Raw genomic sequence first — 17,668 nt, forward strand, 5'->3', positions numbered from 1 at the left:
GCGCGCCGCGAGGCGTTCTGTTCTGGGGGCTACGGTATCGCGCGCCATGTCACTCCTGAACACGGAAGGCGACGACGCGCGCCTCGGCGGCGCCGTTGGTCGCCTCCACCACGAGACGGGCGGAGCGGATGCCGCCGAGCCCGACGGGCACGGGGTGCGTGCGCCGACGACGACGGTTGTCGTCCACCTGCGCGATCACCTGCCAGTCCGCGGCATCCGCCGTCTTCACCTCGACGCGGTACGCCCGCACGAGCGAGGGCATCACCAGGTGAGGGTCGCGATGGTGGTGCAGCGTGTTGAGCTCGACGTCGGGGTCGTCGTCGAAGACCAGCACGATCTCGCGCGCGGTCACCGCCTCGGTCCAGTCGAGGCGGAGCCAGGCCGCGCCCTGCGTGAGGGGCTCGGACGCCCAGAGGTTCGGCCCGCCGAACGGCCGGTGGTACCCGCCGACGGCGCGCTCGGGGTCGAGAGCCTGCGACCGGCTCGCCGCGCGGAAGACGATCGACCGGCCGCGCAACGGTTTGGTCGGCCACTGCACGAGCAGTTCGTCGAGGCTGACCTGCACGTTCTGATCGTCGGCGTCGGAGGTGTGGACGAGGGTGAGGATGCCGGGAGGCAGCTCGTCGGTCGTGAACAGCGTCACGCCCTCCCGCGCCCGCACCACCACGACGGCGTTCGCGGGGGCGTCGGGCTCCCACTGCACCGGCACGTGCGCCCAGGAGGCGGGCCCGGCGGCGAGAGGGACCGTGACGCGCTGCTCGAGGTGCTCGGGCACGACGTTCTGCGGGAGGCCCGTCGAGAACACCTCGACCTCGAGCTCGGTGTCGGCCTCGGCTGCGACCCGGAGCTCGATGCCGTCGAGACGCGGGTGCACGGGGAGCACGATGCCCACGTCGTGCGCGAGGGGGTAGGGCTCGCCCGCACCCGCCTCACCCGGCCCGAGGTTCGCGCGCACGCCGGACGCCGAGACCGCGGCGCGCAGAGCGAGGTCGGACGGGTCGCTATTCGCGACGCCGATCAGCGGGGCGTCCTGCCGCAGCAGCAGCTGGCGGAGTTCGTCGCGATGCTGCGCGTAGAGACCGCGCGGCATGGTGCCGTGCGAGAGGGCGAGGGATGCCGCGGTGCCGGCCGCCTCGCCCATCGCCGCGCACGTGGCCATGACACGCGCGGCCCCGAACGCGATGTGCGTGGCCGAGATATCGCGCCCCGCCATCAGGAGGTTCTCGACGTCGGCCGAATACAGCGAGCGGAACGGGATCTCGAAGACGCCGTTCGAGAAGCGCTGCACGGCGCCGGCGCCGGTCGCGTACATGCCCTCCTTCGGGTGCAGGTCGATCGACCAGCCGCCGAAGGCCACGCCGTCGTCGAAGCGCGTCTGCTCGATCACGTCGCGCTGGTGCAGCGTGTAGTCGCCGACGAGGCGCCGGTACTCGCGCTTGCCGGGCACGTTGCCGATCCACTCGAGATCGAGGGTGTCGGCGTCGAACTCGCCCGAGTTCTTGATGTGGTCCCAGATGCCGAGGATCACCGAGCGGAGCTCGTCGCGGATGCGCTCGTTGTCGTGCACGATGTCGAGCTCCCCGCCCCACTCGATCCACCAGTAGTGCGCACCGCTGTCGCCGCTGCGGATGATGCGCGACGACGGGATCGGGGTCTCGAGGATCGACTTCGCCGAATCCGGGGCGACGAAACGCACCGGGTGTCCGACGTCTTTCGTGTAGAACAGCAGCGTCGAGCCGAGGAAGGTGCGCTCGGCCTCGACGGGCGCCCAGTCCTCGTCGAACTCCTCGCGCGCCTCCTTGCCGAGCCGCGCCCGCGCCCCGGCGAGGTGGCCGACGAGCCCGTCACCGGTGCAGTCGAGGAAGACCGGGGCGACGAAGGTCGTCTCGGTCTCGGCGCCCATCGTCCACCCGGTCACGCTCTCGATGCGGCGCTCCCCCTCGGGGCCGGATGCCGCGACGTCGCGCACGTCGGTGTTGAGGAACAGCGAGATGTTCGCTTCGGCACGCACGGCATCCAGCACGACGTCGTCCCAGTGGATGGGGTTGCCGTCGGGGTTGCGGTACTGGTTCTCGAGGTAGAACTCGCCGATGATGCCGTTCTCGCGGGCCCAGCGCTGGTTGCCGTGGGCCGTCGCCCCGCACACCCAGACGCGCACCTCCGACGAGGAGTTGCCGCCGAGCACCGGGCGGTTGTTGATGAGGGCGACCCGCCGATCGAGACGGGCCGCGGCGATGGCCGCGGCGACTCCGGCGAGTCCGCCGCCGACGACGACCAGGTCGTAGTCGGCCGTATGGGAACGCATGCTGCGTGTGTCCTTCCGTGGACGCGGGGGCGTCCGGCTTGCGTGCAGGGCGAGCGGGGCGGCGCCCCCAGGCGGGAGCGCCGCCGCGCGTCAGCCGACCAGCTTCTGAGCGGTCTCGCCGGCCTGCTTCATGGCGTCCTTCGGTGAGGCCGAGCCGATCAGCACGGCCTGCACGCGGTCGGCGATGGCCGACTCGATCTGCGAGTACGCGGTGAACTTCCACAGGGGGTTCGCGCTCGCGGTGGCGGTGATGCGCTCGCTGAACTGCGCGCCGAAGGTGTCGGAGGCGACCTCCGACGACGACAGCGCCTCGGTCGTCGCGGGCGGCAGACCGCGCATCGCGTAGTCGGCGAGGATCGCGTCGAGGTCGCTCGTGGCGTACTGGGCGAAGTCGCCCGCGGTTGCGGCGCCGGTGCCGTTGACCACGGCGATCGCGCCGCCCCAGACGAGAGCGCGTGGAGTGTCGCCCTTCTTCAGCACGGGACGCGACACCGGGGCGAGCTTGGCGGCGAGGTCGGCGTCCGGCGACTCCTTGGTCACCGCTCCGCGGCCCACCGGGGCGTCGTCGTACATCGCGGCGCGGCCCTGGGCGAACAGGCTGCGGGCGTCGAAGCGGTCGACGTCGGCGGCGATGAGGCCCTGGTCGTAAAGGCCCTTGTACCAGGTGACGGCCTCGACGCTGGCGTCGTCGCCGATCGTGATGGTGTCGCCGTCGACGAGCGGGCTGCCGAAGGTCTGCATCCAGATGAGGATGTCCTTCAGCTGCGCGGCCTTGGTCGAGGCCGCGTAGGGGATGAGTCCCCCGCCGAGGCCTTTGAGCGAGACGAGGGCCTTCTCGAACTCGTCGACCGTCGTCGGGAAGGCGTCGGCCGACAGGCCGGCCTTGCCGAGGGTCTCGGAGTTGGCGATGAGGCCGATCGCGCCGATGGTCCACGGCAGGGCGTACTGCACGCCGTTGAACGTCGCAGCCTCGAGGGCCGACGAGGTGTATCCCCGACCGGATGCCAACGCCGAGACGTCCTGCAGCTTGCCGGTGGCGGCGAGGCTGCCGAGCCAGGCGACGTCGACGTGCGCGGCGCCGGTGAACTGCCCGCCGGTCACCTGGAGCATGAGCTGGTTGATGTACTCGTTGTAGGGGAACGCGGTGCGCTTGACCGCCACGCCCTTGGCCTTCTCGTACGACGCCAGGGTGCCCTCGAGCGCGGGCTTGGCGGACTCCTCGGTGAGCGACCACGACGCGAATGAGAAGTCGGTCGGGTCGGCGCCGTTCAATCCGGCGGCCCCCGCGGCGGGTCCGCCGGTGGCCGTGGGGGCGCATCCGGCGAGCGCTGCGGCCGCGGCGCCGATGCCGAGGAACTGCAGCGCGCGACGGCGCGTGATGAGCGGGTTGGGAAGGGACGAAGCAGACATGGGTGTCCTCCTTGACGAGCGAGCGGTGAGAGAAAGAGCGGGGGTCAGCCTTTGACGGCACCGGCCGTCATGCCGCTGACCAGGTAGCGCTGCAGCAGCATGAACGCGACGGCCACCGGAAGCGACACCACGAGGGATGCCGCCATGAGTTCGGGCCAGGCGGTGGCCGCCTCGCCGACGTAGGTGTTGACGAGTCCGGGCGGGAGCGTCTGCTTGTCGGGGCCGGCGAGGGTCAGGGCGAAGATGAAGTCGTTCCAGCCGCGGACGAAGGCGAACAGTCCGGCGGCAACGAGCCCGGGGGCGGCCAGCGGCAGCACGATCGAGTGGATGGTGCGCAGCCGCGAGGCACCGTCGACGCGGGCGGCCTCGATGAGCTCGTCGGGGATGGTGTCGAAGAAGCCCTTCAGCATCCAGACGCACAGCGGCAGCGTGAAGGTCGTGAACGACAGCACGAGAGCGGTGTAGGTGTTGAGCAGGCCGTAGGCGCTGAACACGCTGTAGAGCGTGACCAACAGCAGTGCCTGGGGGAACATCTGCGAGGCCAGCACGAAGTACATCAGCTGTCGGCGCCCGCGGTAGCGGAACTTCGAGAACGAGTAGCCCATGTAGGCCGACACGATCACCGAGAGCAGGGCCGTGACGACCGAGACGATGACGCTGTTCTGCAGGTAGGTGAACAGCTGCGGGTTGGACGTCAGCGAGATGTAGGCGTCGAAGGTGATCTCGGTGGGGAACAGCTTCGGCGGGTACGAGAACACCTGGTCGCGAGGCGTGAGCGAGGTGGCCAGCAGCCAGTAGACCGGCAGCAGGGCGAACCCGCCGCACACGATCAGCGCGGCCCACGATGCGACGCGGACGCCGGGGCGGTCGGAGCGCAGGCCTGAGCTCGGGCGCCGGCTGCGGCGTGCGGGAACGTCGACGACGACCGGCGGGGCCTCGGGGCTGGGGGCGACGGTGGGGAGGGCGGTGCTGGTCATCGCTTCTCGCTCCTCTCGGAGAATCGGACGTAGACGACGACGAGCGCCATCAGCAGGACGAGCCACAGCAGGCCGAGCGCTCCGGCGCGGCCGAGGTCGAAGCCGTGGAAGGCGGTCTCGTACACCGAGGTGGCGAAGGTCTCGGTGGAGCCGGCGGGGCCGCCGCCGGTGAGCACGTAGATGATGTCGAAGTGCTGGAAGTTCCAGATGAACTCCAGCAGCAGAACCAGGCCGATGATCCCGCCGATCTGCGGGACGGTGATCGAGAAGAAGCGCCGGACCGTTCCCGCGCCGTCCATCTCCGCGGCCTCGTGCAGCTCGCGCGGCACGGTCTGCAGACCGGCGAGCAGCATGACCATCATCCAGGGGAAGGACTGCCAGGTCTTCGCGACGATCACCGCGAACATCGCGGTACCGGGCTGCGCGAGCCAGGCCTGGGGCGAGACGCCGAGCGGCTCGAGGATCGCGTTCATCACGCCGTAGTTGGCGTTGAAGATCCACATCCACAGGAACGACACCACGACGCCGGGCACGAGCCACGGGATGAGCATGAGGCCGCGGAACACCTTCGATCCGCGGATCTGCGTGTTCAGGGCGAGCGCGAGGGCGAAGCCGATCACGAAGGGGGCGATCGTCGTGCCCAGGGTGAAGACCAGCGTCTGTCCGAGCAGGCGGAGGAAGTCGTCCTGCAGAACGTCGGCGATGTTCTGGAAGCCGACGAACTCGCGCCCGGGCAGCACCAGGCTCTGCTGGAAGAACGCGGTGACCAGCGCCGAGACGAGGGGGTACGCGACGACGACCGCCATGAGCGCCATGCCCGGCACCACCAGCAGCACGGCGAACATCCCGTTGCCGAGGCGCTCGGGTCGGTTGGTCCGACGTGAGCTTTTGTTTGTTTGTGTGAGTTTTGGTGTGTTCAGAGTCGTCACGTCGATGTGCGCTTTCCTCGGCGATGAGGGACCATGCGGCCCGATCGAGGCGGTTTGACCCGCTTTCGGCGCATTCAGCCTCGCGGGTCAGCGCGACGAGGTCAATTCGCGACGGTAACGCTTAGATTACGACGTGTGAACTCGTGATTATTCTTGTTACTTCACATGTTCAAAACGGAGTCGCGATCAACCTGATGACTCAGACGCGCGACGGGATCCGCTCGTCGAGCCACGCCAGCAGGTCGGCGCGCACCGCGGCCTGGTCGCGCTCGGCGAAGATCTCGTGCCGCGCCCCCGGGTACACCAGGGTCGTTACATCGGTCAGGCCCGACCGCCGCCGGTACGCGTCGGCGAGGCGGTGCACACTGCGGGGGCCGCCCACCGTGTCGTCGCGCCCCACCATCAGCAGCATCGGCACGTCGCGCCCGAGGTCGCGTCGCGGACGCCCCAGCAGTTTCAGCGTCTCGAGGGGACCGAACAGGCGCGCCAAGGGCGTCGACGTCGTCAGCGGATCGGCGACGAAGTCGCGCCCCACCTGCTCGTCGCTCGAGAGCCACTGCATCCCGGAGCCGCCGAGGTGCTTCCACGGCGCGTTGAGATCGCCCGCGTTCAGCGCCCCCGGCACGCGCAGGGCCGAACCGCTCAGCACGACCGCGTCATAGGCATCCGGATGCCGATCCAGCAGCATCTGCGCGAGGAACGAGCCCCACGAGTGCCCGAGCAGCACGAGCGGCAGGTCGGGGTGCTGCTCGCGGATGCGCTGCGAGAGGGTCCACACCGCGTCGCGGGCGGCGCCGAGACCGCCGGGTCCGAGACGCCCGAGCTTGGCGCGATCGCCTCCCCACTGCCCCATCCCCGTGCGGCCGTGGCCGCGGTGGTCGTCGGCGTACACGGTGTAGCCCGCTCCGACGAGAGCCTCGATGAGGGCGGTGTAGCGGCCGGCGTGCTCGCCCACCCCGTGCAGCAGCTGCACGACCGCGCGGGGCTCGACCGCCTCGTACACGTCGTAGACGATGCGGATGCCGTAGGCGTCGTCGAACTCTGGCATGGGGGGAGTCTAGGGGCGCGCAGACGCCGGACGGAGGTCGCGGAACGCCGTCCTCTATTCCGTTAGCAAGGCTAATGAGCTAGCCTTGTCCTCACGAACATGAATGATCGCGTCGACGAATCCCCCCTTCCCGACCTGAGTCATGACTTCAGCGCCGCAGCCTCCGAGCTGCGCATGGCGACCTTCCGCCTCGCTCGACGCCTCCGGGCGCAGCGAGCGGTCGACTCCATGAGCGACGGGCAGTTCGCCGTCCTCGCCGCGCTGACCGTGCACGGCGCGCACACGCTCGGCCAGCTGGCCGAGCGCGAACGCGTCACGGCGCCGTCGATGAACCGCACGGTGTCGCTCCTCGAGGAGGCGGGATACATCTCGCGCATCCCCGACGAGGTCGATCGCCGCCGCGTGACGATCGACCTCACCGATTTCGGCCGTCGCATCGTCGACGAGACCGTCCGCCGGCGCGACGCCTTCCTCGAGGAGGCCCTCGCCGAGCTCAGCCCCGAAGAACGCGACGCGCTGGCCCGCGCCACGGTGATCATGAGGAAGGTGGCCGACAGATGAGCACGTCGATGTTCCGGTCGCTGTCGATCTTCAACTACCGCGTCTGGTTCATCGGAGCCCTCGTCTCCAACGTCGGCGCCTGGATGCAGGCCACGGCCCAGAACTGGGTCGTGCTGACCCAGCTGACGAACAACGACGCCGCCGCGATGGGCGTGACGATGGCGCTGCAGTTCGCCCCTCCCCTACTGCTGGTGAGCGTGACCGGATGGGTCGCCGACCGGTTCGACCGGCGCAAGCTCATCATGTGCACCCAGAGCGCGCTGCTGCTGCTCGCGGTGACCCTCGGCGTGCTGCTGCTGACCGGGGTGATGACCCTGCCGCTGATGTTCGGCTTCGCCCTCGCCCTCGGCGTCGTCACCGCCTTCGACAACCCCGCTCGCCAGGCCTTCGTGTCCGACCTGGTGTCGCAGGAGAACGCCTCGAACGCCGTCGCCCTCAACGCCGCCTCCTTCAACATGGCCCGCCTGATCGGCCCGGCCGTCGCGGGCGTCATGATCGTGATCGTCGGCACCGGGTGGGTGTTCCTCGTCAACGCGGTGACCTTCCTCGCCATGCTCGGCGCGTTGCTGGTCATGCGTCCGCACGAGCTCGTCGCCCGCCACCGCCGCGGCGGTCCCGCGCGCCTGGCCGACGGCTTCCGCTACGTCGCGAAGCGCCCCGACCTCGTCGTGATCTTCGTGATGGTGTTCCTGCTCGGCGCCTTCGGCATGAACTTCCCGATCTTCGCCTCGACGATGGCGCTCGAGTTCGGCCGCGGCGCCGACGGGTTCGGTCTGCTCAGCTCCTTCGTCGCGATCGGCTCGCTCGCGGGGGCGCTCCTCGCCGCGCGTCGCGAACGCGCCCGCATGCGCGTGGTGATCGTGGGCGCCGGCGGCTTCGCCGTGGCATCCGCCCTCTCGGTCTTCGCCCCCAGCTACGAGGCGTACGCCGCGACCCTGGTGCTCACCGGCTTCTGCGTCGTGACGACGTTGACCACCGCGAACGGCTACGTGCAGAGCACGACCGACCCGGTGCTGCGCGGCCGCGTGCTCGCGCTGTACATGGCGATCCTGTTGGGCGGAACGCCCGTGGGCGCCCCGATCGTGGGCGCCGTCGCAGCGCACTTCGGGCCCCGCGTCGCGATCGGTCTCGCCGCAGTGGTCGCCGTGATCGCGTGCGCGATCGGTGCCAGCTGGACGCTCGCCTCGGGACGCGTGCACCGCCACGAGACGAAGCGGTTCCTGCTCACCATCGACGAGACCCGGCCGATCCAGACGGTCGCGCCCGAGCCCGAGGACTTCAGCGACGAGATCGCCGGCACCACGCCGATCCCGCTGCCGCCCGGCGAGCGCGGTCCGCGCGCGACCCCGCGCCCGCGCCACAGCGCCTGAGGCCCCCTCGATCCGACGGATGCCGCACCCTCGGCATCCGTCTGCCAGAGGGGTCTTCCGTGGTGCGCGCTAGCCCTTCCCTCGACGCATATCGCTAGATAAGCTAGCTATATGAACGACACCATGGACCGGCGCCGCTGGGCGGGGCTCGTCTTCATCAGCATCGCCGTCTCGCTGATCATCGTGGACTCCACGATCGTCAACGTCGCCGTGCCCTCGATCGTCGAAGAGCTGAAGATCTCGTCGACCGAGGTGCAGTGGGTGCAAGAGGCCTACACCCTCGTCTTCGCCTCGTTCCTTCTCGTCTTCGGCTCGCTCGCCGACCGCTTCGGCAGACGACGGCTCATGCTGATCGGCGTCGGCATCTTCGCCGCCGCCTCGATCGCCGCGGCCCTCGCGCCGACCGGCGGGCTGCTCATCGCCTCGCGCCTCGTGCAGGGAGTGGGCGGAGCGATGATCCTGCCGACCACCCTCTCGATCATCAACGCCACCTTCCGCGGACGCGAGCGCGGCATCGCCTTCGCCGTGTGGGGATCGACCATCGGCGGCATGGCCGCGGTCGGCCCGCTGCTCGGCGGGTGGCTGACCACGGCGTTCTCGTGGCGCTGGGCCTTCGGCATCAACATCCCGCTCGGGGTGATCATCGTCATCGGCGTCGCCCTGACGGTCGCCGAATCGCGCAGCGACCGGGTGGAGGCGATCGACGGCGTCGGCGCCCTGCTGTCGGTGCTGACGATGGCCCCGCTCGTGTTCGGCCTCATCGAGGGCCGCACCTATGGATGGTGGACCGTCGACACCGCGCCCGCGATCGGCGACTGGACGTGGCCGCTCTCCCTCTCCCCCGTGCCGATCGCCTTCGCCGTGGCGCTCGTCGCGCTGATCGCCTTCATCGCGTGGGGCGTGCGGCGCCAGCGCGCGGGGCGATCGACGCTGTTGGCCTTCGGCCTGTTCCGCATCACGTCGTTCCGCAACGGCAACATCGCCGCGGCCGTCGTCTCGCTCGGCGAGTTCGGCATCATCCTCGCCCTGCCCCTGTGGCTGCAGTTCGTCGTCGGTTTCGATGCCCTGCAGACCGGACTGCTGCTGCTCTCGCTCGCGATCGGCTCGTTCGTCGCGAGCGGCATCGCGGGGGCGCTCAGCGGCAAGGTCGCCCCCGTCTGGATCGTGCGCGGCGGCCTGCTCGCCGAGATCATCGGCGTAGCCGGTGTCGCCTTCACCATCTCTCCGGATGCCACGTGGGGACCCCTCATCCCCTTCCTCTTCGTCTACGGCGTCGGCGTCGGCCTCGCCACGGCGCAGCTGACCGGCGTGGTGCTGGCCGACGTGCCCCCGGCAGCGAGCGGGCAGGCCTCGGGCACCCAGTCGACCTCGCGCCAGCTGGGCGCCGCTCTCGGGGTGGCGGTGCTGGGCACCGTGCTGTTCTCGACCACCGCGGGTGTGCTGGCCGCGCGCCTCGATGACCGCGGCGTGCCCACGGCGGAAAGCGATCAGGTCGTCTCGCAGGTGGTCGACAGCGCGGGGGCGGCGATCGCCGGCCTCGGGGCCTCGCCGCAGACGCAGGACCTCGCGATCGACGCGCGCGCCGCCTTCAGCGACGGCACGCGCGCCGCGGCCTTCACCGCGGCGGCGTTCCTCACGCTGGGCCTGGCCTCGACCCTGACGCTCGGCACGGGCGCTCGGCGGCGCGAGCCCGAGAAGGAGTCGGTCTCGTAGGGGTCCATTCGGTCGAATGAAAACCACGGCGGGTGGGGACTTGTCAAGCCTCCACCCGCTTCTCCTCCACGACGAGGGGTTTTCCTACTGTGCAGGTGACCTATCCGCTCTTGATCTCGTGGGGAGATCCATCATGCCGAAGTTCACACGCCGTTCCTCTCGCATCGCCACCGCGATCGCCCTTCCCGCGGCCGTGGTCGCGGCGGGCGTCCTCGTGTCGACGAGTTCGTACGCCGCGTTCTCCGACACCACCTCGAACGAGCAGAACAGCTGGCGCGCCGGCACCGTGCAGCTCGCCGACGACGCCGCGGGACGCACGCTCTTCACCGCGCCCGACGCCAAGCCCGGCGACGGGGGCACGACGTGCATCGCGGTCACCTCGACCGGCACCCTCGCCTCGCAGGTGCGCCTGTACGCCGACGAGGTGACCGGCACCGCCGGCCTCGCCGACCACCTCGCCCTCACCATCGAGCAGGGCACCGGCGGCGGCTACGGCACCTGCACGGGCTTCACCGCGCAGAGCACGGTGTTCGACGGCAGCCTCGCGGGCTTCACCGGAGCGCACTCCTCGTTCGCCACCGGGGCCGCGACCTGGAGCCCGACGGGAGCGGAGGCGGAGTCGCGCACCTTCCGCATCTCGTGGACGCTCGCCGACGACGCGCCGAACAGTGTCCAGGGGGGCACCGCCTCGACCGCGCTCGTCTGGGAAGCCCAGAACAGCTGAGTCGGTGCCCGCGAGTCGCGTGCTGCTCGTCGCGGCGGTGGCGGCGGCCCGAGCGGTGGTGACGCTCGCCCTGGCCCTCGGGTTCTGGGCGGCGGCGCCCGTCGCGCTCGGGTGGCTGCCCACCACCGTGATGACGGCGTCGATGTCGCCGGCGATTGAGGTGGGCGACGTCGTGGTGTCGCGCCCGATGCCGCCGGACGCCCTGCTGCCGGGCCGGGTCGTGCTCGCCGACGACCCCGACTGGCCGGATCGACTGCGCCTGCATCGCATCTCGGGCATCGACCCCGACGGAGCACTCATCACCAAGGGCGACGCCAACCCGTCAGCCGACTCGTCGCCCCTGCACCCCGACGCCGTCCGCGGCGTCGGGGTGCTGAGGGTGCCGTGGGTCGGGTTGCCCGTGGTGTGGCTGAAGACCGCCGGTGTCGTACCGCTCGGCGCCGTGGCGGTCGGATTCGCCCTGTGCGTGGTGCTCGCCCTGCGTCGCGGTGACGACGACGAACCCCGACCGCCGGTCGACCCCGATGCCTCGCACCGCAGCCTTCCGGTGACGCGTCGGAGCCTGCGTGCGCAGCGGCGGACCCCCGCCCGTGTGCGGATCGGCCGAACGCTCGGTCTCGCCTCGTCGCTCGCGGTGGCCGCGACTGTCGGGGCGACCCCCGCGTGGGCGGCGCTGGCAGACGTCACCGCAACGCCCGGGAGCATCGTCGCCGCCACCGTCTCGCCGCCCACGCGACTGGGGTGCGTCAACGACGGCGGCGCCGTCGTCACCTGGGCCTACGACGGCTGGGAGCCGCGCGGCTTCGACGTACTGGTCAACGGTCGCGTCGTCGCGTCGGGCATTCCGCCGTGGGCGCGGGCCGCCCGCGTCCCGAACGACGGCTCGTACTCGCTGTTCCGCACCGACCGGGTCACCGTACGCACGACCGCCGGGCGCGCCTGGTCGGCCGAGTCGTCGGCATCCGTCCCCGTCGGCGGGGTGTTCCTCGGCTTCGGCCGCCCCTTCTGCCGCTGACGCGCCGGGGCTCCGGCTCAGAGCGTGCGCGCGAACGGATCGAAGTCGGCCGGCAGCACGGGCACCGGAGCGCCCAGCGTGCTCTCAACGGTCACGAAGCCCGCGCCGGCGGCCGATTCCTCGGCCGACAGGAGCACGTCGAGCACGTGATGGCCGAGCTCGCCCGAGGCCACGTGCGGGCGCCCTTCGGCGATCGCCCGCACCATGTCGAGCACCCCCAGTCCGCGGCCGACCTCCGCGCCCTGCAGCGGCACCTCGAGGCGCTCCTGCTCGGGCCGGAAGTCGTCGAGGAGCACGCCGAGAGGCTCCACGCGCGAGATCTCGCCGACGAAGTGATTCGGATCGGGCAGGAACATCGACCCCTCGGTTCCGTGCACCTCGAGCACGCCGGCTCGTTCGAGCGCGGAGTCGAAGCTGAACAGGCCTTGCGCCTGCTCACCCCCCTCGAACGAGGCGATCAGCTGCACGGTGGTGGGCACCTCGACGTCGAAGACCGCGCCCGCCGCCGGCCCCGTGCGGATGCTCCGCTGCACGCGCGGCCGCGTGCCGACGGCGGCGACCCGGTCGACCGGGCCGAGGAGGCTGACCAGCGCCGAGACGTAGTACGGCCCCATGTCCAGCAGCGGACCGGCGCCCCGGGCGAAGAGGAACTGCGGTCCCGGATGCCAGAGGTCGGGCCCCTGCGTCTGGAACGACGCCTGCGCGAACAGGGGCCGGCCGATCGCGCCGTCGAGGATCGCGCGCTTGGCCGACTGGAAGCCGGGGCCCAGCAGCGTGTCGGGCGCCGAGCCGATGCGCAGGCCCGCGGCATCCGCCTGCCGAAGAAGTTCGGCGGTGCTCTCACGGTCGAGGCCGAGGGGCTTCTCGGTCCATACGTGCTTGCCGGCGGCGATCGCCTTCGACGACACCTCGACGTGCACGGCGGGGATCGTGAGGTTGACGACCACCTGCACGTCGGGGTGGGCGAGCACGTCGTCGGCCGTGCCCCACGCGGGCACGCCGTACTGCTCGGCCTGGGCCCGCGCGCGCTCGGCGATCAGGTCGCCGACGATGAGGACGTCGACGTCGGGGAACGAGGTGAGGTTCTCGAGGTAGGTGTCGCTGATGACACCCGCGCCGATGATGCCGACGCCGACGGGGGCGCTCACGCGGCGAGGCCGTTCTCGAGCAGGAAGGCGTGGCTGGCGGCGACGTCGTCGAACACGTCGCCGGGGGCGCGGTCGTACTCGATGACGGCCCAGCGCACCGATTCGGCGGCCCGCATGGCCTCGACGAGGGGCACCTGGCCGTGGCCGGGGTGACGCTGGTCGAGGGTGCGGGTGACGCCGAGGTCGGCGCCGGGGGCGAAGGGGTTCTCGGCCGGGACGATGCCGTCCTTCACGTGCACGGCGAGCAGGCGCGAGCCCAGGCGGCTCACGAGAGCGGGCACGTCCTGGCCGCCGGTGAGCGCCCAGAACAGGTCGAGCTCGATGGCGACGCGCTCGTCGGTCAGGGCGACGAAGTGCTCGAACGCGCTGCGGCCGTCGACGTCGGCGAGGAACTCCTGCGCGTGGTTGTGGTAACCGACCTGAAGCCCGTAGGTGGCGGCGAGGTCGGCTGCGGCGTTCATGCGCTCGGCGATGTCGGCCACGCCGTCGGCGGTCAGCCAGCGATCGGCGGCGACGAAGGGGTCGATCACGGTGCGGATGCCGATCTCGGCCGCGGCGTCGAAGACCGCCTCGGGGGCGGGGGTGGGGATCGACCCGTCGGGCGTCCACAGCTCGTCGGACAGCAGGGGGGCGTGGCCGGTGGGCGAGGCCAGACCGCTCGCGTCGAGCGCGGCGCGGATCTCGGCCGGGCGGCGCACGAAGTCGAACGCCTCGACGTTGCGCAGGCCGATGGCGGCGAGGCGGTCGAGCGACCCCTGCGGGTCGGCGCTGAACTGATCGGCCAGCGTGTAGAGCTGAACGGAGGGAGTGGGGAGCGACATCGGACCTTCCTTGCTCGTCGTCGAGATCGCCGCGCGAGCGGCTCGGTGGGAACGCTACCAGAAAACCGACCAGTGGATGCTTTCTCTTTCGCCCCGCGCTTAGACTGACCCGGTGACCCTCGGTGACGACTCCCCCGGCGACGACGCCCTCGACGACTCCGCCGACGACGAGCGCCTCGGCCGCTCCGGGGCGTACTCGAAGGGCGTCGCGCGCCGACAGGAGATCCTCAACCGCGCGATCGACGTCTTCGCCGAGCGCGGCGCCGACGGCGCATCGTTGCGCAGCATCGCGCGGGCGCTCGGCGTCTCGCACGCGGCGCTCCTGCACTACTTCGACTCGCGCGAGCAGTTGCTCGTGGCCGTGTACGACCACGCCAACCGGCAGCGCCCGCCCGCGCCCGATGCCACGGCGCTGTCGTCGTTGACGGATGCCGCGGAGCACAACACCTCCGTGCCGGGGCTGGTCGAGCTCTACACGACCCTCGTCGCGACGTCGTTGAAAGAAGACAGCGCCACCGCGCGCGAGTACTTCACGGCCCGCTTCGCTCGCCTGCGCGAAGACCTCGCCGCGCGTCTGCGCCAAGAGCAGGCGGACGGCCTGGTGCGCGCCGACTGCGACCCCGACCAGGTCGCAGCCCTCCTCATCGCCGCCTCCGACGGCCTGCAGGTGCAGTGGCTGCTCGACCCATCGCTGCCGCTCGCCCGATCGCTGGGTGCGCTCGGCGGGCTGCTGGCTCCGCCGCGCTGACCTGGCTCGAGGTGGCGCGCCGCGCGAACTCCGTGATTCGCGCAACCTCAGCCGCGCGCACCCGCGATCGGCTGAGGATGCGCGGATCCTTGAGGGTGCACGCCGGCCCCCGGGAGCCGCCGTCGCACGCACGCTCCGTTATTCGCGCATCCTCAGCCGCATGCACCCGCGATCGGCTGAGGATGCGCGAATCCCCGAGGATGCGCATGCGCGACGAAGCCCCGGGCGGGCGCGTGACGACGCGCACACCCGGGGCTCCCCGTACGTCAACGTGCGGGAACCGCCGCGCGCCGCGCGACCTCGGCCGCGAAGACGTCGGCGCTCGGCTTCTTCGTGCGCTCGAGAGTGTCACGGTCGACCGCGACCAGGCCGAGCTTCGGGCCGTAGCCGAAGATCCACTCGAAGTTGTCCATCAGCGTCCAATGGCAGTACCCCTGAACCGGCGTGCCGCCGGCGATCTCGGCATCCAGGGCCTCCAACGCCGCCGGGATGAACGCCTCGCGCTGCGCGTCGTCGTCGGTCTGGATGCCGTGCTCGGTCACGATCACGGGTACCCCCGACACCTCGTGGGCGTAGCGCACGGCGCCGGCGAGCGCCCCGGGGGCGATGACGGTTCCCATGCCGTTTCGGGGTCCGTCGACCTCGACCTCGCCGTCGGGACCGTGCACGATCTGCTCGTAGTTCTGCACGCCGACGAAGTCGTCGTCGCGGGCGACCCGGAGCCAGTGGTCGTAGACGGCCGCACGCTTGGCGTCGCGGTGCGCCTCGCCGCCGGGGAGGGCGATCTCGTCGCAGATCGCGATGGACACACCCGTCGGCAGGTCGGCGCGCTCGGCCTTGATCGCGGCGACGGCCGCGCGGTGCGCGCGGGTGAGCGCGGCCTGGAAGTCGTCCTGCCGGTCGGCCGGGATGACGTTCGAGGCGAAGTACTCCGGCGTGCCGGCATCGCGCGCGGCGGCCGCGAGCATCTCGCGTTTGAGCACCTCCACCTGCGGCGGAAGCTTGTGCCCCGCCTGCAACAGCTGCTCGAGGTTGGGTTCGTTGATCGTCACCGCGGTGTGGATGCGGTCGCCGAAGCGGCGCATGACCCGCGCGCACTGCTCGGCGAAGAGCCGATCGGCATCCGGAGCCAACCACGACCCGGCCGCGGCGAACCACTGCGGCGAGGCGAAGTGGGTGAAGGTCACGACCGGCGCGAGGCCGCGCGCCCAGGCACCGTCGATCACGCGCTCGTAGTGGTCGAGCGCCCCGGTGACGACCTGGCCCCGCGCGGGCTCGATGCGCGCCCACTCGACCGAGAAGCGGAAGGCGTTCATGCCCAGCGAGGCGACGAGGTCGAGGTCGTCCTCCCAGCGGGTCAGGTGGGCGTTGGCGATGCCGCTGCGCTCGCGGAAAATCGTCGGCGTCGTGTTCTCGAGCGCCCAGATGTCGCTGTGGACGTTGTCGCCCTCGTTCTGGTGACCGGCGATGGCGACACCCCAGAGGAAATCGTTCGTCATATCAGCGTGCTCCCTTGATGAAGAGGATGACCAGTCCGCCCAGGACGGCGGAGACGGCTCCGGCGATGAACAGCGCGGCGAAGTTCGGGCCGGCGGGACCCGCACCGATCGCCAGGAGCACCGGGGCGACGGCCGCGACGATCGTGACGGGGAGGTTGTCGGCGATCTTGATGATCGCGAGATCCTTGGCCGGGTTGTCGATGTCAGGCACCAGGCGGGTGGCGAGCGCGAGCTCGACGGCGAAGTAGACGCCCTGGCCGAGGGCGACGATGCCGCAGGCCACGAGGTAGAAGCCGAAGTCGGTGGCGGTGGATGCCACGACCAGGCCGATGCCGAGGATGATCGCGGCCGCGATGATGAAGGGCTTCCGGCGGTCGAGGCGGTCGCTGAGCTTGCCGATCGCGGGAGCGACCAGCAGCGAGATGCCGACGTTGACGATGACCGTGAGCAGGATCGCGCCGCCGAGGTCGGCCGGCTGCAGCTGCACGCGCTGCAGCAGGTAGATCGCCTGGTAGCCGTTGAGAGCGGCGACGCCCGAGAACACGAGCATGCGGCTGGCGAACACGGCGGCGAAGCGGGGGTGGCGCACGGGATTCACCCAGAAGACGCCGACGAGGCCCTTGAGGTCGAAGCGCTCGCGCGGCTGGTCGAACCGCGGGTCGCGCAGCACCACGAACAGCAGACCGACCGCGATGACGGCGAAGACCGTGGGCAGGCCGATGAGGGGGACGAGCTCGGCGCCGAAAGGCTGCGAGATGCCGATGCCGACGAGAGCGCCCATCGCGGTGCTCAGGCTCACGAAGGCCGAGGCGGGTCCGCGACGATCGCGCGGAAGCTGGTCGGCGATGAGCGCCGTGGTGACGACACCGGTCGTGACGAAGCCGAGCGTGATGAGCAGATGCGCGACGACGAACAGCGGCACGTTGGGGGCCGCGACCAGGAGTGCGCCTCCGGTGAGGAAGGCCGCCATCGCGAGGAGGAGGAAGGGGCGGCGGCGCCCGAAGCGTGAGCGCGAACGATCGCTGAGCGCACCGAGCACCGGGAGGGCGACGAGGGTCAGGATGCCGGCGATCGCGCTCGAGACGGAGATGATCGTCGTCGCCGCGGCGGCGTCGAGCGCGGTGGCCTTGAGCGTCAGCGTGAGCAGGGCCGCCGACATCTGCGCGGCACCCGCGCCCACGGCGGCGAGCACGAGGAAGAACACGAAACCGCGGCGCGGCGACGCTTCGCGGCGGAATGCCTCGGTGGGGGTGGGCTCGTCGCGGCGGACGGGCTCGGGGGTGCCGGTCGAGGTGGCGGGCGGTTCTGCGGAGAGGGTCATTTCGTGGCTCCTTTGCCGTGGACGGGTGTCCGGTGTCGTCATCGATCACCCGGGTGAGTCGGGATGCGAGGACGGTAAC

General features: G+C 71.0%; 15 protein-coding genes. 6 read left to right on the forward strand and 9 right to left on the reverse strand.

Features of this window, described 5'->3' with window-relative positions:
* Nucleotides 1-49 precede the first annotated feature (49 nt).
* The 5 genes from M3667_RS09980 to M3667_RS10000 all read right to left on the reverse strand — a co-directional run bounded on the left by M3667_RS09980 (nucleotide 50) and on the right by M3667_RS10000 (nucleotide 6,669).
* Nucleotides 50-2,305 (reverse strand): FAD-dependent oxidoreductase, encoded by a 2,256-nt coding sequence (locus tag M3667_RS09980; RefSeq protein ID WP_251507709.1) that lies wholly within the window; start codon nucleotides 2,303-2,305, stop codon nucleotides 50-52.
* Nucleotides 2,306-2,395: 90 nt separating this feature from the next.
* Nucleotides 2,396-3,715, reverse strand: a complete 1,320-nt coding sequence (locus tag M3667_RS09985) for an extracellular solute-binding protein (protein ID WP_251507710.1) — start codon at nucleotides 3,713-3,715, stop codon at nucleotides 2,396-2,398.
* 44 nt (nucleotides 3,716-3,759) lie between these two features.
* Nucleotides 3,760-4,692 (reverse strand): carbohydrate ABC transporter permease, encoded by a 933-nt coding sequence (locus M3667_RS09990; protein WP_251507711.1) that lies wholly within the window; start codon nucleotides 4,690-4,692, stop codon nucleotides 3,760-3,762.
* A complete protein-coding gene (locus M3667_RS09995) occupies nucleotides 4,689-5,537 on the reverse strand; it encodes a carbohydrate ABC transporter permease (protein ID WP_251507712.1) in 849 nt (282 codons plus the stop codon). The genes M3667_RS09990 and M3667_RS09995 overlap by 4 nt, the downstream gene beginning before the upstream one ends.
* A 283-nt stretch (nucleotides 5,538-5,820) precedes the next feature.
* Entirely contained in the window at nucleotides 5,821-6,669 is an 849-nt protein-coding gene (locus M3667_RS10000; protein ID WP_251507713.1) for an alpha/beta fold hydrolase, read from the reverse strand.
* A 99-nt stretch (nucleotides 6,670-6,768) separates the two neighbouring features.
* On the opposite strand from M3667_RS10000, the gene M3667_RS10005 reads away from it, so the two are divergent.
* The 5 genes from M3667_RS10005 to M3667_RS10025 all read left to right on the forward strand — a co-directional run bounded on the left by M3667_RS10005 (nucleotide 6,769) and on the right by M3667_RS10025 (nucleotide 12,052).
* The gene (locus M3667_RS10005; protein WP_251507714.1) at nucleotides 6,769-7,230 is read left to right on the forward strand and encodes a MarR family winged helix-turn-helix transcriptional regulator; all 462 of its coding nucleotides are present in this window, start codon (nucleotides 6,769-6,771) and stop codon (nucleotides 7,228-7,230) included.
* The gene (locus M3667_RS10010) at nucleotides 7,227-8,600 is read left to right on the forward strand and encodes an MFS transporter (protein ID WP_251507715.1); all 1,374 of its coding nucleotides are present in this window, start codon (nucleotides 7,227-7,229) and stop codon (nucleotides 8,598-8,600) included. Before M3667_RS10005 ends, M3667_RS10010 begins: the two co-directional genes overlap by 4 nt.
* A 111-nt stretch (nucleotides 8,601-8,711) precedes the next feature.
* A complete protein-coding gene (locus tag M3667_RS10015; protein WP_251507716.1) occupies nucleotides 8,712-10,313 on the forward strand; it encodes a DHA2 family efflux MFS transporter permease subunit in 1,602 nt (533 codons plus the stop codon).
* 133 nt (nucleotides 10,314-10,446) lie between these two features.
* Entirely contained in the window at nucleotides 10,447-11,037 is a 591-nt protein-coding gene (locus tag M3667_RS10020; protein WP_251507717.1) for a TasA family protein, read from the forward strand.
* Between the two features lie 4 nt (nucleotides 11,038-11,041).
* Complete coding sequence (locus tag M3667_RS10025) at nucleotides 11,042-12,052, forward strand: hypothetical protein (RefSeq protein ID WP_251507718.1); 1,011 nt, start codon at nucleotides 11,042-11,044, stop codon at nucleotides 12,050-12,052.
* Nucleotides 12,053-12,069: 17 nt separating this feature from the next.
* Here the strand turns inward: M3667_RS10025 and M3667_RS10030 are convergent, their stop codons facing one another.
* Nucleotides 12,070-13,200 carry a Gfo/Idh/MocA family protein gene (locus M3667_RS10030; RefSeq protein ID WP_251507719.1) on the reverse strand — a complete coding sequence of 377 codons (1,131 nt, stop codon included), beginning with the start codon at nucleotides 13,198-13,200 and terminating at the stop codon, nucleotides 12,070-12,072.
* On the reverse strand, nucleotides 13,197-14,021 hold the full coding sequence (locus tag M3667_RS10035; protein ID WP_251507720.1) for a sugar phosphate isomerase/epimerase: 825 nt from the start codon (nucleotides 14,019-14,021) through the stop codon (nucleotides 13,197-13,199). Before M3667_RS10035 ends, M3667_RS10030 begins: the two co-directional genes overlap by 4 nt.
* A gap of 112 nt (nucleotides 14,022-14,133) precedes the next feature.
* Between M3667_RS10035 and M3667_RS10040 the strand changes: the two genes are divergently transcribed.
* Nucleotides 14,134-14,769, forward strand: coding sequence for a TetR/AcrR family transcriptional regulator (locus M3667_RS10040; protein ID WP_251507721.1), 636 nt, complete (start codon nucleotides 14,134-14,136; stop codon nucleotides 14,767-14,769).
* A gap of 266 nt (nucleotides 14,770-15,035) precedes the next feature.
* Here M3667_RS10040 and M3667_RS10045 read toward each other — a convergent pair whose 3' ends face one another.
* Both M3667_RS10045 and M3667_RS10050 read right to left on the reverse strand, forming a co-directional pair.
* Nucleotides 15,036-16,268, reverse strand: a complete 1,233-nt coding sequence (locus tag M3667_RS10045) for a family 1 glycosylhydrolase (protein ID WP_251507722.1) — start codon at nucleotides 16,266-16,268, stop codon at nucleotides 15,036-15,038.
* A 1-nt stretch (nucleotide 16,269) separates the two neighbouring features.
* Nucleotides 16,270-17,589, reverse strand: coding sequence for an MFS transporter (locus M3667_RS10050; protein ID WP_251507723.1), 1,320 nt, complete (start codon nucleotides 17,587-17,589; stop codon nucleotides 16,270-16,272).
* Nucleotides 17,590-17,668: the final 79 nt, after the last annotated feature.

This window comes from Microbacterium sp. P26, assembly GCF_023712585.1.
GTDB classification, from domain to species: Bacteria; Actinomycetota; Actinomycetes; order Actinomycetales; family Microbacteriaceae; genus Microbacterium; species Microbacterium algihabitans_A.